General features: G+C 70.1%; 12 protein-coding genes and 1 tRNA gene. 5 read left to right on the forward strand and 8 right to left on the reverse strand.

Going from position 1 to position 14,334, the window contains the following annotated elements; all coding sequences use genetic code 11:
• Positions 1-72: 72 nt before the first annotated feature.
• The 3 genes from DWB77_RS18480 to DWB77_RS18490 all read right to left on the reverse strand — a co-directional run bounded on the left by DWB77_RS18480 (position 73) and on the right by DWB77_RS18490 (position 2,213).
• The gene (locus tag DWB77_RS18480; protein ID WP_120722295.1) at positions 73-906 is read right to left on the reverse strand and encodes a cytochrome c biogenesis CcdA family protein; all 834 of its coding nucleotides are present in this window, start codon (positions 904-906) and stop codon (positions 73-75) included.
• Positions 903-1,667: a DsbA family protein gene (locus DWB77_RS18485; RefSeq protein WP_120722296.1), complete on the reverse strand. Its 765-nt coding sequence runs from the start codon at positions 1,665-1,667 to the stop codon at positions 903-905. Before DWB77_RS18485 ends, DWB77_RS18480 begins: the two co-directional genes overlap by 4 nt.
• A 123-nt stretch (positions 1,668-1,790) precedes the next feature.
• Positions 1,791-2,213, reverse strand: a complete 423-nt coding sequence (locus DWB77_RS18490) for a hypothetical protein (RefSeq protein WP_120722297.1) — start codon at positions 2,211-2,213, stop codon at positions 1,791-1,793.
• A gap of 84 nt (positions 2,214-2,297) precedes the next feature.
• Between DWB77_RS18490 and hrpA the strand changes: the two genes are divergently transcribed.
• From hrpA to DWB77_RS37850, 3 genes are all read left to right on the forward strand, one after another.
• Positions 2,298-6,218, forward strand: a complete 3,921-nt coding sequence (hrpA, locus tag DWB77_RS18495) for an ATP-dependent RNA helicase HrpA (RefSeq protein WP_120722298.1) — start codon at positions 2,298-2,300, stop codon at positions 6,216-6,218.
• Positions 6,219-6,308: 90 nt separating this feature from the next.
• Positions 6,309-6,383, forward strand: a tRNA-Asp gene (locus DWB77_RS18500).
• A gap of 301 nt (positions 6,384-6,684) precedes the next feature.
• Positions 6,685-6,858 (forward strand): DUF6274 family protein, encoded by a 174-nt coding sequence (locus DWB77_RS37850; protein ID WP_162952554.1) that lies wholly within the window; start codon positions 6,685-6,687, stop codon positions 6,856-6,858.
• A gap of 400 nt (positions 6,859-7,258) precedes the next feature.
• On the opposite strand, the gene bldC is transcribed toward DWB77_RS37850, so the two are convergent.
• Together bldC and DWB77_RS18510 are read right to left on the reverse strand one after the other, a co-directional pair.
• Positions 7,259-7,465, reverse strand: coding sequence for a developmental transcriptional regulator BldC (gene bldC / locus DWB77_RS18505; RefSeq protein WP_003949541.1), 207 nt, complete (start codon positions 7,463-7,465; stop codon positions 7,259-7,261).
• A gap of 496 nt (positions 7,466-7,961) precedes the next feature.
• A complete protein-coding gene (locus DWB77_RS18510) occupies positions 7,962-8,804 on the reverse strand; it encodes a hypothetical protein (RefSeq protein WP_120722299.1) in 843 nt (280 codons plus the stop codon).
• A gap of 165 nt (positions 8,805-8,969) precedes the next feature.
• Between DWB77_RS18510 and DWB77_RS18515 the strand changes: the two genes are divergently transcribed.
• Positions 8,970-10,058, forward strand: coding sequence for a Leu/Phe/Val dehydrogenase (locus DWB77_RS18515; protein ID WP_120722300.1), 1,089 nt, complete (start codon positions 8,970-8,972; stop codon positions 10,056-10,058).
• 280 nt (positions 10,059-10,338) lie between these two features.
• Positions 10,339-10,602: a DUF3073 domain-containing protein gene (locus tag DWB77_RS18520; RefSeq protein WP_120722301.1), complete on the forward strand. Its 264-nt coding sequence runs from the start codon at positions 10,339-10,341 to the stop codon at positions 10,600-10,602.
• Positions 10,603-10,768: 166 nt separating this feature from the next.
• On the opposite strand, the gene purM is transcribed toward DWB77_RS18520, so the two are convergent.
• The 3 genes from purM to DWB77_RS18535 form a co-directional block, all read right to left on the reverse strand.
• Positions 10,769-11,863 carry a phosphoribosylformylglycinamidine cyclo-ligase gene (gene purM / locus DWB77_RS18525; RefSeq protein WP_120722302.1) on the reverse strand — a complete coding sequence of 365 codons (1,095 nt, stop codon included), beginning with the start codon at positions 11,861-11,863 and terminating at the stop codon, positions 10,769-10,771.
• 34 nt (positions 11,864-11,897) lie between these two features.
• A complete protein-coding gene (gene purF, locus DWB77_RS18530; protein WP_120722303.1) occupies positions 11,898-13,424 on the reverse strand; it encodes an amidophosphoribosyltransferase in 1,527 nt (508 codons plus the stop codon).
• Positions 13,425-13,740: 316 nt separating this feature from the next.
• Positions 13,741-14,262: an META domain-containing protein gene (locus DWB77_RS18535; RefSeq protein WP_162952555.1), complete on the reverse strand. Its 522-nt coding sequence runs from the start codon at positions 14,260-14,262 to the stop codon at positions 13,741-13,743.
• Positions 14,263-14,334 lie beyond the last annotated feature (72 nt).

Here is a 14,334-nt window from a genome sequence, read left to right on the forward strand (position 1 = left end):
CACCATCCAACCCTGCGCCTACGGGCGGGTGGGTGGGCGGACCCCCCAGGGGGCCGGGGGCGACCCGGGTGGTTAGGAGCGGGGTGGGGGTTTGGGGCGGCGGGCTCGGGTGGTGAGGAGCAAGCCCACCACCCCGACAACGACCAACAGCAACGCCCAGTCCGGCACCCACCCCCCAACCCCCCGCGCCCACTCCTCCACCGCATAGGACTCATCGACGTCGAGCACCCCCGGCAACCCCGTCGCCCCGTCGTACGCGAGGAACAACGCCCCCAGCGCGATGAAGAAGAGCCCCGACAGGAGGGAGGTCGTGTGGAGTTCGAAGCGCGCCACCCTCACCACCCGGCCCCGCAGCCACGTACGGCCGCCGAGTTCGAAGCGTTCCCAGAGCAGGGCCAGGAGGAACAGCGGGACCGCCATCCCCAGGGCGTACACCGCGAGCAGCAGGCCGCCGTAGAGCGGGCTGCCGCTGACCGCCGCCACCGTCAGGACGCTGCCCAGGATCGGTCCCGCGCAGAACCCCGCGAGGCCGTACACCGCGCCCAGCGCGTACACCGAGAGGGCGGTCGTGGGGCGGATCCGGCCCGACAGCTCCGTCATGCGGCGGCTCGCGAAGCCCATGCCCACGATCTGCGCGACGCCGAGCACGATGATCAGCCAGCCGCCGAACAGCACCAGCGCGTCGCGGTGGCCGTAGAAGAGCCGGCCCGCGTACGAGCCCGCCGCGCCCAGCGGCACCAGCGTGGTGGCCAGACCGGCGTAGAAGATGCCGGTGCGGGCGAGCAGTTTGGTGCGACTGGAGATCGAGTACGCGAAGAACGCGGGCAGGAGCAGTGCGCTGCACGGGCTGAGCAGGGCGAGCAGGCCGCCCAGGAACGCCGCGAAGTAGCCGATGTTCGGGGTCACTTCTTCGCCGTCCGCGCCGCCGCGTCGATGACCTGCGCGAACGAGTCCATCGGCTGGGCGCCCGCGAGGGGGGTGCCGTTGATGAGGAAGGAGGGGGTGGAGCTGGCGCCGAGGGCGTACGCCTCGTCCTGGTCCTTCTTCACCGCCGCCTTCGCCGCCTCCCCGTCCAGGTCCGCCGCGAAGCGGGCCGCGTCCGGCACGCCCGCCTCCTTCGCGAGCTCCTTCAGACGGTCCCCGCCGAACCCCTTCTCCTTGGCGTCCCGCGCGTACGCCGCCGCGTGGAACTGCCAGAACCTGCCCTGCTGCCCGGCCGCCCACGCACCCCGCGCCGCGGCCTCCGACTCCGCGCCGAAGATCGGGAAGTTGCGCCACTCGATGCGCAGGGTGCCGTCGTCGACGTACTTCTTCACGAGCTCGGGCTCGGTGTCGCGGGCGAACTTCCCGCAGTACGAGCACTTGAAGTCGGCGTATTCGATCATCACGACGGGCGCGTCGGCGCGGCCCTGGGCCAGCGGGTCCTTGGCGTCGCGGCGGGCGAGCCCGGTCAGCTCGGGATGGGCGTCGGCCGGGGCCGGGTCCGAAGCGGCGGCCGCGCCGGACCCGTCGACCGCCGGCCGCGGATCGGGCGCGCTCACCTGGTACGAGGCCATCCCGAGCACTCCGGCCACGACCAGCACGGCCGCACCGATCAGATACGGCTGCTTCCTGGACTTGGCGGGCTTGCGGGCGGTCTGCTTGGACTGGGTCTTGGGCCTGGACATGCGGGGGCTCCTGGTGCGTCAACGTACGCATATGCATACGCGTAGGCGTGACCGCTCACAGCGGACGCGTACGGGAAGAGAAGGGGGGACGGGCGGGCGCCTTCGGAGGCGGAACCGTGCCGTCTAGACCCTGAGCACCGAGAGTTCGACGGGCGTGGGCGCGCCGAGCACCGGGCCCCGCACGGGCGGGTTGCGGTGGGCCGCGTACAGGCCGCACAGCGCGACCGGGGCGAGCCGGTCCTCCAGGACGGGCGCCTGGTCGTGGGCGGTACGGGCGCGGACCGGCGCGGCCGGGTCGGAGCCGTGGTGAGCGCCACCCCGCCGGCAGCCGGGCGTCGAGGCACCGCTGGTGAAGACGGGCGCCGAGGCTTCCCCGGCGGGCGCGGTCGCCGCGACCGACACGGCGGATGTGGCCGAAGCCGCCGCCGAGACCGGTTCGGCCGCCGAAGCCGAAGGAAGCGGTCCGAACAGCGCCACCGCCAGCACCCCGAGCACCATCAGCACCACCGCGGTGAGGCGGCGGCGCGGGGTGCGGGAGCGGGGCATGCCCGAAATGGTACGGGGTGGGCGCGCAACTGCGGCGAAATGCGTTCGCCACTCGTCCTCGGCGGGTGAGATCCTGAATCAGGTATGTCTACTTCCTTCGCCGATCTCCAGCCGCTGCTCGACGGGGCCTCGCTGCGCGACGCCCACCGCCTGGGCCGCCGTCTCGAAGGCGCCCGCCGCATCCGTAAGCCCGAGGCCCGGCAGGCCGTGCTCGACGAGATCGCCGCCGAGGCCCAGAAGTCCGCCGACCGCGTCGCCCGGCGGTCCGCCCGTATGCCCGCGATCACCTATCCCGAGCAGCTTCCGGTCAGCCAGAAGAAGGACGAGATCCTTCAGGCGATACGCGACCACCAGGTCGTGATCGTCGCGGGCGAGACCGGCTCGGGCAAGACCACCCAGATCCCCAAGATCTGCCTGGAGCTCGGCCGGGGCGTGCGCGGCATGATCGGGCACACCCAGCCCCGCAGGATCGCGGCCCGCACGGTCGCGGACCGCATCGCCGAGGAGCTCAACACCCCGCTGGGCGAGGCGGTCGGCTGGAAGGTCCGCTTCACCGACCAGGTCGACCCGAACGCGACGTTCGTGAAGCTGATGACCGACGGCATCCTGCTCGCCGAGATCCAGACCGACCGCGAGCTGCGCGGCTACGACACGATCATCATCGACGAGGCCCACGAGCGGTCCCTCAACATCGACTTCCTGCTCGGCTATCTGGCCCAGCTGCTGCCCAAGCGCCCCGATCTGAAGGTCGTCATCACCTCGGCGACCATCGACCCCGAGCGGTTCTCGCGCCACTTCGGCAACGCCCCGATCGTCGAGGTCAGCGGCCGTACGTACCCGGTCGAGGTGCGCTACCGCCCGCTGCTCGAAGAGGACAGCGAGGATGCCGACCGCGATCAGATCACCGCGATCTGCGACGCCGTCGACGAGCTCCAGTCCGAGGGTCCCGGCGACATCCTGGTCTTCCTCTCCGGCGAGCGAGAGATCCGCGACACGGCGGACGCGCTCAACAAGAAGAACCTCCGCTCGACGGAGGTGCTCCCCCTGTACGCGCGCCTGAGCCACGCCGAGCAGCACCGCGTCTTCCAGCAGCACAGCGGCCGCCGGATCGTCCTCGCGACAAACGTCGCCGAGACGTCCCTGACCGTGCCGGGCATCAAGTACGTCATCGATCCCGGCACCGCCCGCATCTCGCGCTACAGCCACCGCACCAAGGTGCAGCGGCTGCCGATCGAGCCGGTCTCGCAGGCCAGCGCCAACCAGCGCAAGGGCCGCTGCGGCCGTACGTCCGACGGCATCTGCATCCGGCTGTACAGCGAGGACGACTTCCTCACCCGGCCGGAGTTCACCGACGCCGAGATCCTCCGCACCAACCTGGCGTCCGTCATCCTCCAGATGACCGCGGCCGGCCTCGGCGACATCGAGAAGTTCCCCTTCATCGACCCGCCGGACCACCGCAACATCCGCGACGGCGTCCAACTCCTCCAGGAACTGGGCGCGTTGGACCCTTCGGAGAAGGATCCGAAGAAGCGCCTCACCGAGCAGGGCCGCAAACTCTCGCAGCTCCCCGTGGACCCGCGCCTGGCCCGCATGGTCCTGGAGGCCGACCGCAACGGCTGTGTGCGCGAGGTCATGGTCATCGCGGCCGCGCTCTCCATCCAGGACCCGCGCGAGCGCCCCAGCGACAAGCAGGCGCAGGCCGACCAGCAGCACGCCCGCTTCAAGGACGAGACCAGCGACTTCCTGGCCTACCTCAACCTGTGGCGTTACGTCCGCGAGCAGCAGAAGGAGCGCGGCTCCTCCAGTTTCCGCCGGATGTGCAAGCAGGAGTATCTGAACTTCCTGCGCATCCGCGAGTGGCAGGACATCTACTCGCAGCTGCGCACGGTCGCCAAGACCATGGGCATCCACCTCAACGAACAGGACGCGCCCGAACAGTCCGTCCACACCTCGCTGTTGGCAGGTCTGCTCTCGCACATCGGGCTCAAGGACACCGACAAGAACGAGTATCTGGGCGCCCGCAGCGCCAAGTTCGCGATCTTCCCGGGTTCGGCGCTGTTCAAGAAGCAGCCCAAGCTCGTGATGTCGGCGGAGCTCGTGGAGACCTCCCGGCTGTGGGCCCGGGTGAACGCGAAGGTCGAGCCCGAGTGGATCGAGCCGCTCGCCCAGCACCTGGTCAAGCGCACCTACAGCGAGCCGCACTGGGAGAAGGACCAGGCCGCGGTGATGGCGTACGAGCGCGTCACGCTGTACGGCGTGCCGATCGTGGCCAACCGCAAGGTCAACTACGGCCGGATCGACCCCGAGGCCTCGCGCGAGCTGTTCATCCGCAACGCCCTTGTCGAGGGCGACTGGCGTACGCACCACAAGTTCTTCGCGGACAACCGCAAACTCCTCACCGAGGTCGAGGAGTTGGAGCACCGGGCGCGGCGCCGCGACATCCTCGTCGACGACGAGACGCTGTACGACTTCTACGACCGGCGGGTCCCCGACCACGTCGTGTCCGGCGCGCACTTCGACTCCTGGTGGAAGCAGAAGAGGCGCGAGGAGCCCGAACTCCTCGACTTCGAGCGCGAGATGCTCATCAACGAGAAGGCCGGCGCCGTCACCAAGGACGACTACCCGGACTCGTGGCGCCAGGGCCCGCTGAAGCTGCGGGTGACCTACCAGTTCGAGCCGGGCGCGGACGCGGACGGCGTGACCGTGCACGTGCCGCTCCAGGTCCTCAACCAGGTCACCGACGAGGGCTTCGACTGGCAGATCCCGGGCCTGCGCGAGGAGGTCGTCACGGAGCTGATCCGCTCCCTGCCCAAGCCCATCCGCCGCCACTACGTACCCGCGCCCAACTACGCGGCGAAGTTCCTCGACCGCGCGGTCCCCTTGCAGGAGCCGCTGCCGGTCACGCTCGCCCGCGAACTCCAGCGGATGGTGGGCGTCCCGGTCACGGCCGACGACTTCGACCTCAGCCGCGTACCGGACCACCTCAAGATCACCTTCCGGATCGTCGACGAGCGGCGCCGCAAGCTCGCCGAGGACAAGGACCTGGAGGCGCTCAAGCTCCAGCTGCGCCCCAAGGCCCGCAAGGCCCTCTCCCAGGCCGCCGCCGCGACCGCGGGCCCCTCGGGCGAGTCCATCGAGCGCTCGGGGCTCACCGACTGGACGATCGGCACCCTGACCAAGGTCTTCGAGACGCGCAGGGCCGGCCAGCCGGTGAAGGCCTTCCCCGCGCTCGTGGACGCGGGCGAGTCCGTCTCGGTACGCCTCTTCGACACCGAGGCCGAGCAGCGGCAGGCGATGTGGCGCGGCACCCGGAAGTTGATCCTGCTGGGCATCCCGGTGAACCCGGCCAAGTTCGCCTCGGACAAGCTCACCAACCAGCAGAAGCTCGCCCTGTCGCGCAATCCGCACGGCTCGATCCAGGCGCTCTTCGACGACTGCGCGACGGCCGCCGCGGACAAGCTCATCGCGGACCACGGAGGTCCGGCCTGGGACGAAAAATCGTTCCGCGCGCTGTACGACAAGGTCCGCGCGGACCTTGTGGACGCGACCGTGCACACGGTCAACCAGGTCCAGCAGATCCTGGCCGCCTGGCAGGCCTGCGAGCGCCGCCTGAAGGCCACCAACAGCCTCACCCTGGTCGCCAACGTCACGGACGTACGCGACCAGCTGGCGGCGCTCGTGCCGCCCGGCTTCGTCACGCTCACCGGCCTCAAGCGGCTGCCCGATCTGATGCGCTACCTGGTCGCGGTGGACCGCCGGCTCCAGCAGATGCCGACGGCCGTCCAGCGCGACACCACGCGCATGGCGAAGGTCCACGAGATGCAGGACGAGTACGCGTGGCTGCTCGAACAGCTGCCCCGGGGGCGGCCGGTGCCGCAGCAGGTCCTGGACATCCGCTGGATGATCGAGGAGCTGCGGGTGAGCTACTTCGCGCACGCGCTCGGCACGGCGTTCCCGGTCTCCGACAAGCGGATCGTGAAGGCGATCGACGCGGCGGCCCCGTAGCGCGGGCATCGCTGTGAGTGAGTTCGACCTGACCCGCTGACCTGCTGTAGAGTCTCACTCGCAGCCAAGCACCAACGGGCTGCGAAACAAGGTCCTGTGGAGCAGTTTGGAGTGCTCGCCACCCTGTCAAGGTGGAGGCCGCGGGTTCAAATCCCGTCAGGACCGCAGCAAGTCGAGGCCCGCATCCCCACCGGATGCGGGCTTCGGTGTTTGTGAGCACACCCCCGGAGGCCGCGCCCCGCGGCGGAGCCGCGCATGGACACAGCAAATCCCGTCAGGACCGCAGCAAATCGAAGCCCGCATCCCATTCGGATGCGGGCTTCGGTGTTTGTCGGCGCCGGTGGTGTCCGCCGTGTCGAGGAAGGCCCGGGTCCCTCAGGATCCGGGCCTTCTCGCCGTCTTGACGGGGGTACGTGTCGCCGGTACCCCTGCAAGGAGGGAGAGCGGAGGCCCCCGGGAGGTGCGCATGGCGGACACGGCGAGGCACGAGACGCGGGCGCTGCTGCGCGCCCATCTGTCGGCCGCTCTGGGCTACCGGCACCTCACCCGGCACTGCGCGGTCTGCCACCGGCTCCTGCGGCTCGCCATGGAGGTCGCCGAGCCGGCCGGGCCCGAGGACGAAAGACCCCCCAACCGGTGACCTATGGCGGGCCGGTGGCGGCTTCGGCGGTGAAAGGCTCGGAGAGCAGGCACCCTTGGGGGTGTGACGGGAGTCACGGAACGAGTTTCTGGAACGGGTGCACTTACACCCCCCATACAACACCCCGATTTAATATGTGCAATTGCACCACCCTCGACGGTGGTGTCCCGTAGGCGGGGAAAGGCACCCCACGGAAGCGGCCATCGAGACGGCCGGAGGGTGGTGCGGGGAGCTGCCGGACGTGCCGGACAAGGCCGGACATAAAAAGATCGCGCTGGACCCGGCGGAGTCCAGCGCGATCGATGACACAGCCCGTTGGGGCGGGCAGGTGTCATGTGGAGCTATAGGCGGGCTCGGCCGGGGTGGGGGCCCCGGAACGCCCGTTTCAGTGGGGTGTTGTTCAGGCCTCGCTGCGCTGCTGCGGAATACCCGCCAGCAGTGCGCGGACCTCTGCCTCGCGGTACCGGCGGTGTCCACCCAGGGTGCGGATGGACGTGAGCTTGCCGGCCTTGGCCCAGCGGGTCACCGTCTTCGGGTCCACGCGGAACATCGTGGCAACCTCAGCCGGGGTCAACAGCGGCTCGGCATCAGGGGTGCGAGCGGTCATGAGCGGCCTCCTCGGGAGAACCGAACCTTCTCGGTTCTTTCCTCTAAATTCTGCACCTTGACCCGCGTTGCCCGAAATGGCGGACGCGAGCCGAGTCGGTTATAGGACGAACGGCTTGTCCTCGGCACTACAACTACACCATCCGTCCAGCCACGTCGGCCAAACCGATGGAATTGCCCTCCCAGGTGTTCATCAGCGACGGAAGCCGATGGACCATGCCATAGCGGACAGTCACGCCACAGTGACGATCAGTCACAGAGCGATCAGGAGTCGTCAGACCCCCCATAGCAAGCAATACCGAGCAATCCGCCCTTAGTTGGGCGGAAGGAGTCCTCCCCGGACCCCTTGTCCTATTTTGGCACGAGGGTGGGGTCTGGGCGCAAGGGTGAGATAAGTGCGGTCCGTCACCCTTGGGGCATAGGCCCGGATCAGGACCTACGTCCCGGGCACCGCCCGCGGAGGCATCCGAAGACCCCTCAGAACCGGCCCGGAGGGCTCAGTTGGCCATCCGGCGTTCCTTGACGGCCCGCCAGCGCTCCGTGAAGCGACCGTAGGCCTCCTGCGCGCCGGCGTCGTCGCCGGCCCGCAGCGCGGCGATCCCCTCGGCCACGTCGGCCGCCGAGCGGTCCGCCACCAGGGCCTGCGGGGAGAGCGCGTGCACCAGGCCCCCGTAGTCCAGCTCGACCAGCGAGCGCGGATGGAACTCCTCCAGCCAGCGCCCGAGGTCCACCAGGCCCTCGGTCAGCGGCCCCTCGTCGATGCGGTCCCGCACCGTGCGCAGCGCCCTGGCGAGGCGCCGCCGGGCCTGAACCATCGGAGTGCGGTAGCGCAGCACGGGCGCCTCGGCGCCCCCGCCCGGTGCATACTCTCGCTCTTCGTCCGAAAAGACCGTGAACCAGCTCACAGGAACGTGCCAGACGCTGGTCAGGATCCACGGCCGGGCGTCCGGGTTCCGCTCCCGCCAGCGCTCGTAGTCCGCCTCGGCCTGCCGGCGGACCACCGGCGGCAGCAGGGCGTCCAGGACCGGCTCGGGGAACTGGCCCGCGAGGCCTTCGAGCGCCTGCCAGCCGCGCAGCCGGGTCCGCCAGGGGCAGACGCACACGACCCCGTCGATCTCCGCCACGAACGCGTCGGGGCTCTCGTGCACCGGCACCGGGACGGGCGGGGTGGGCACCAAGTCGGCCAGCGCGCGCCGGAGTTCGTCCTGGGCGTCCGGGGTGCGCCCGCGCTCGGCGTAGCGCGCCCAGTGGCCGCGCTCGGGCTCGGCGAAGGCGGCAAGGGGCTCGTACACCCGCAGGTAGGACGCGTACGGAACGATCACCGAGGACACCACCGCCATGCCCCGCATCGTCCCACGGGAGGGTGCCCGAAGGCCCCCGCGGGGGGTGATCCTGAGCACTGAGCCTGATCTACGGGCGCGTAGGACTTAACCTGCTCCCGAACCGGGCCTGCCCCACCCACAGGCGGGCCGTCAACCGCCGCTTCGTACTTGGGAGTCACCACCGTGACCGATGTGACCGGAGCCGATGACGTACTGCACACCCTCTTCCGCTCCGACCAGGGCGGACACGAGCAGGTCGTGCTGTGCCAGGACCGAGCCACCGGGCTCAGGGCCGTCATCGCCATCCACTCCACCGCCCTGGGCCCGGCCCTGGGCGGCACCCGCTTCTACCCGTACGCGACCGAGGCGGAGGCCGTCGCCGACGCCCTCAACCTGTCGCGCGGCATGTCGTACAAGAACGCCATGGCCGGGCTCGACCACGGTGGCGGCAAGGCCGTGATCATCGGTGACCCCGAGACGATCAAGACCGAAGACCTCCTGCTCGCCTACGGCCGGTTCGTGGCCTCGCTCGGCGGGCGCTATGTGACGGCCTGCGACGTCGGCACCTACGTCGCCGACATGGACGTCGTCGCGCGGTCCTGCCAGTGGACCACCGGCCGCTCCCCCGAGAACGGCGGCGCGGGCGACTCCTCCGTGCTGACCGCGTTCGGTGTCTTCCAGGGCATGCGGGCCTCGGCCCAGCACCTGTGGGGCGACCCGACGCTGCGCGGCCGCAAGGTCGGCGTCGCGGGCGTCGGCAAGGTCGGCCGCCACCTCGTGGAGCACCTGCTCTCCGACGGCGCCGAGGTCGTGATCACCGATGTCCGCGAGGAGTCGGTACGCGCCATCACCGACCAGCACCCCGAGGTCGCCGTCGCCGCCGACACCGAGGCGCTGATCCGCACCGAGGGCCTCGACATCTACGCCCCCTGCGCGCTCGGCGGCGCGCTCAACGACGAGTCCGTACCGGTGCTCACCGCGAAGGTGGTGTGCGGCGCGGCCAACAACCAGCTCGCGCACCCGGGTGTGGAGAAGGACCTCGCGGACCGCGCGATCCTGTACGCCCCCGACTACGTCGTGAACGCGGGCGGCGTGATCCAGGTCGCCGACGAGCTCCACGGCTTCGACTTCGACCGCTGCAAGGCGAAGGCGGCGAAGATCTTCGACACCACGCTGGCCATATTCGCTCGTGCGAAGGAAGACGGCATTCCGCCGGCCGCCGCGGCCGACCGGATCGCCGAGCAGCGCATGGCGGAGGCACGTCAACACTGAGCCCCTCGGGGACCCGTCGGCCGCGCTGAGAGACATGACTCACGCCGGTCGGCGGGTCGGACGCCCGGAAGGGGTTAAAATCGCGGTTGACCAGCGAGGACGGGGCGCTTTGTTGGTTCTGCCAAGTGGCGCGTCATGCGGGCGGCGTACCGTATGGCCGCGGAAGCAGGTACCGTTGAAGCCCTACGGACGCGGTCTCTCCATGGAGAGTCCGTTCCGGACCATGAACGCGTGTCAAGACTCTGGGGCCATCGAGCCCCGTCACCGAGGGGGTCGAGCCATGGGGCGCGGCCGGGCAAAGGCCAAGCAGACGAAGGTCGCCCGCCAGCTGAAGTACAGCAGCGGCGGGACTGACCTGTCGCGTCTGGCCAACGAGCTGGGCGCATCTACTCCGAACCCGACAGTGAGCCAACCGCCGAACGCGGAGCCACTGGAGGACGAGGAGGACGACGACCCGTACGCCCGCTATGCGGAGCTGTACGGGAGTGACGACGACGACGAGGACGAGGAGTCCGGTTCGTCGGCGCAGCGCCGCGGCGCTTGACTTCGCTGATCCCGCTTTCGCAGCACCGTACGTTGTCGCTGCTCTGAGCACACCGACCCGGTCCGGGGCCCTGGCCCCCGACCGGGTTTCGTGCTGCCTCGGGGCGCCCGTGCCCGGCCGGTCTCGGCCCCACCCGGATCGGGCAGGGCCGAGGGGGCCTCGATTGCTACTTGGCGTAGTCGCCGGTGAGCGCGGCGCCTTCGCGGTGCTCGCCGCGCTCGACGACGGCGCCCGCGACCCAGGCGTCGACGCCCCGGTCGGCGAGGGTCTGGAGCGCGACGTCGACCGAGACCTCGGGGACGATCGCCATCATGCCGACGCCCATGTTCAGCGTTTTCTCCAGTTCGAGGCGCTCGACGTCGCCCGCCCGGCCGACGAGGTCGAAGACCGCGCCCGGCGTCCAGGTCGAGCGGTCGACGGTGGCGTGCAGGTGGTCCGGGATCACCCGGGCCAGGTTGTTGGCAAGACCGCCGCCGGTGATGTGGCTGAAACCGTGCACCTCGGCGGTGCGGGTCAGGGCCAGGCAGTCGAGCGAGTAGATCTTGGTCGGCTCCAGGAGCTCCTCGCCGAGCGTGCGGCCGAACTCCTCGACGTGGCTCTCCAGGGTCATCCCGGCCCGGTCGAAGACCACATGACGGACGAGTGAGTACCCGTTCGAGTGAAGACCGGAGGACGCCATCGCGATGACCGCGTCGCCCTCGCGGATGCGGTCCGCGCCGAGCAGCTGGTCGTACTCGACGACACCCGTACCGGCGCCGGCCACGTCGAAGTCGTCCGGCCCGAGCAGGCCCGGGTGCTCGGCGGTCTCGCCGCCGACCAGCGCGCAGCCCGCGAGCACACAGCCTTCGGCGATGCCCTTCACGATGGCCGCGACCCGCTCGGGGTGGACCTTGCCGACGCAGATGTAGTCGGTCATGAACAGGGGCTCGGCACCGCACACGACGAGGTCGTCGACGACCATGCCGACGAGGTCGTGCCCGATGGTGTCGTACACGCCCATCCTGCGGGCGAGGTCGACCTTCGTGCCGACACCGTCGGTGGCGGAGGCGAGCAGCGGGCGCTCGTAGCGCTTGAGCGCCGAGGCGTCGAAGAGTCCGGCGAAGCCGCCGAGGCCGCCCAGGACCTCGGGCCGCTTCGTCTTCTTCACCCACTCCTTCATCAGCTCGACGGCGCGGTCGCCCGCCTCGATGTCGACGCCCGCGGCTGCGTAGCTGGCACCAGTGCCCGCGTGCGGAGCACGCTGATCAAATTCAGCAGACATGGCTCGGGGAACTTTCGTGTCGTACTACAGGGTCTTACGGGCGCCGCAGGGCGTCGGCGGCCGCGGTCGCGGCGGGGCCGGAGGCCAGCTCGGACTCCAGGAGCTGCTTGCCGAGCAGCTCGGGGTCGGGGAGCTCCATCGGGTACACGCCGTCGAAGCAGGCCCGGCAGAGGTTGTCCTTGGGGATCGTCGTCGCCTCGATCATCGCGTCGGTCGTGATGTACGAGAGCGAGTCGGCGCCCAGGGACGTGCCGATCTCCTCGATCGTCATGCCGTTGGCGATCAGCTCCGCGCGGGTCGCGAAGTCGATGCCGAAGAAGCAGGGCCACTTGACCGGGGGCGACGAGATCCGGATGTGGACCTCGGCGGCGCCCGCCTCGCGGAGCATCTTCACCAGCGCGCGCTGGGTGTTGCCGCGGACGATCGAGTCGTCGACGACCACCAGGCGCTTGCCGCGGATGACTTCCTTCAGCGGGTTCAGCTTGAGCCGGATACCGAGCTGGCGGATGGTCTGCGAGGGCTGGATGAACGTACGGCCGACGTAGGCGTTCTTGACCAGGCCCGAGCCGTACGGAATGCCGCTGGCTTCCGCGTATCCGATCGCGGCGGGGGTGCCGGACTCCGGAGTCGCTATCACCAGGTCGGCCTCGACCGGCGCTTCCTTGGCGAGTTTCCGTCCCATCTCCACTCGGGAGAGGTACACGTTGCGGCCCGCGATGTCGGTGTCCGGGCGCGCCAGATAGACGTACTCGAAGACACAGCCCTTGGGCTTCGCTTCTGCGAATCGAGAGGTGCGCAGGCCGTTCTCGTCGATGGCGACGAGCTCGCCCGGCTCGATCTCCCGCACATAGCTGGCGCCGCAGATGTCGAGAGCGGCGCTCTCGGATGCGACGACCCAGCCGCGCTCCAGGCGGCCGAGCACCAGCGGGCGGATGCCCTGCGGGTCACGGGCGCAGTACAGCGTCTGCTCGTCCATGAAGACCAGCGAGAAGGCGCCCTGCACCTGCGGAAGGACCCTGGCGGCCGCCTCCTCGACGGTGAGCGGCTTGCCGTCCTCGTCCGTCTGGCCCGCGAGCAGCGCGGTGACCAGGTCGGTGTCGTTGGTGGCGGCGAGCTGGGTGGCCCGGCCGTTCTCCTTGGGCAGCTCGGCGACCATCTCCGCGAGCTGCGCGGTGTTCACCAGGTTGCCGTTGTGGCCGAGCGCGATCGAGCCGTGGGCGGTCGCCCGGAAGGTCGGCTGAGCGTTCTCCCACACGGAGGCACCCGTGGTCGAGTAGCGGGCGTGACCGACCGCGATATGACCTTGGAGGGAACCGAGAGAGGTCTCGTCGAAGACCTGGGAGACAAGTCCCATGTCCTTGAAGACGAGGATCTGGGAGCCGTTGCTGACCGCGATGCCCGCGGATTCCTGGCCCCGATGTTGGAGGGCGTAGAGCCCGAAGTAAGTGAGCTTCGCGACCTCTTCACCCGGAGCCCAGACACCGAAGACGCCGCAAGCGTCCTGGGGGCCCTTCTCACCGGGGAGCAGGTCGTGGTTGAGTCGTCCGTCACCACGTGGCACGCCACCGAGTGTAGGCGAGATCGACCACTGGTCCGAATTGGGGATACGGACAGACGACGACCCTGCCCGCTTTTGTAGGTTTCGCGCCTCGGCCCTCCGGGTCGGCTCCCGAACGACGTCTTGCTTACGTCCTCGCAGGTGAGCCGGGGTGGGGCTGCGGCGGGGGCCGTGTTCGCACCTGCTCACGGCGAGCCGGGTTCGGGCGCCTGAGGTGTGACGGAGTTCGCTTCGGGGGCGGAGTCGGGAAGGGCGGCCGGTAGGGGCGCGTGTGCGCTGCGTGAGGGCGCCGGGCGCTCGGCGCGCGGCGTTCAGCCGCTCAGCCGGCGGTCGCCGACAGGCCTTTGGCGCCGGATGCGGCGGTCAGGGTCAGGGTGCCGTGGTCGACCCGGTAGTGGACGGTGCCCCGGAGGACGCCGAGGACTTCACGCTCCAGGCGCATCTCCGGATCCGTACACATCATCCGGGTCGTGCCGAGCGGCCCGAAGGCGACGGTGCGCGCGGACGGGGAGACCCGCGCGCTGCCGTGGAAGACGTTGCACCCCGCCCGGCCCTGCACCTTCCCCTCGGTGTCGAAGGTCAGATACGCCCTGCCCGCCGTGCCCTCGGGGAGAGGCGCGGCCCTCCCCTGGTCGAGCAGCGCGCTCACGGTCCACTTGGCCGCGGTCACCGGGGCTCCCGCTGCGGCGCCCTCTGACCCGGCACCGCCCTTGCCGTCCCCGGCGTCGGCGCCACAGGCCGCGAGCGCGAACAGCGCGACGAGGACGACGGCGACCCCGCCGAACTTACGGCCTGGCTTGTGGCCGGGCTTGCGGCCGGCTTCTCCGCTGGGCTTTCGCATACGGATGGGCTCTCGCATACGAATGGGACGGGACGGGCGGCCAAGCGGTTCCGGCCCCCGCAGGACGGGCCC

The organism is Streptomyces hundungensis, from assembly GCF_003627815.1.
GTDB lineage: Bacteria > Actinomycetota > Actinomycetes > Streptomycetales > Streptomycetaceae > Streptomyces > Streptomyces hundungensis_A.

Excerpts from the sequence above, each read along its gene's own strand:
- DWB77_RS18510 (WP_120722299.1), bottom strand. The coding sequence starts at position 8,804 with ATGGCGGTGGTGTCCTCGGTGATCGTTCCGTACGCGTCCTACCTGCGG.
- DWB77_RS18535 (WP_162952555.1), bottom strand. The coding sequence starts at position 14,262 with ATGCGAAAGCCCAGCGGAGAAGCCGGCCGCAAGCCCGGCCACAAGCCA.
- DWB77_RS18490 (WP_120722297.1), bottom strand. The coding sequence starts at position 2,213 with ATGCCCCGCTCCCGCACCCCGCGCCGCCGCCTCACCGCGGTGGTGCTG.
- DWB77_RS37850 (WP_162952554.1), top strand. The coding sequence starts at position 6,685 with ATGGCGGACACGGCGAGGCACGAGACGCGGGCGCTGCTGCGCGCCCAT.
- DWB77_RS18520 (WP_120722301.1), top strand. The coding sequence starts at position 10,339 with ATGGGGCGCGGCCGGGCAAAGGCCAAGCAGACGAAGGTCGCCCGCCAG.
- DWB77_RS18485 (WP_120722296.1), bottom strand. The coding sequence starts at position 1,667 with ATGTCCAGGCCCAAGACCCAGTCCAAGCAGACCGCCCGCAAGCCCGCC.
- bldC (WP_003949541.1), bottom strand. The coding sequence starts at position 7,465 with ATGACCGCTCGCACCCCTGATGCCGAGCCGCTGTTGACCCCGGCTGAG.
- purM (WP_120722302.1), bottom strand. The coding sequence starts at position 11,863 with ATGTCTGCTGAATTTGATCAGCGTGCTCCGCACGCGGGCACTGGTGCC.
- hrpA (WP_120722298.1), top strand. The coding sequence starts at position 2,298 with ATGTCTACTTCCTTCGCCGATCTCCAGCCGCTGCTCGACGGGGCCTCG.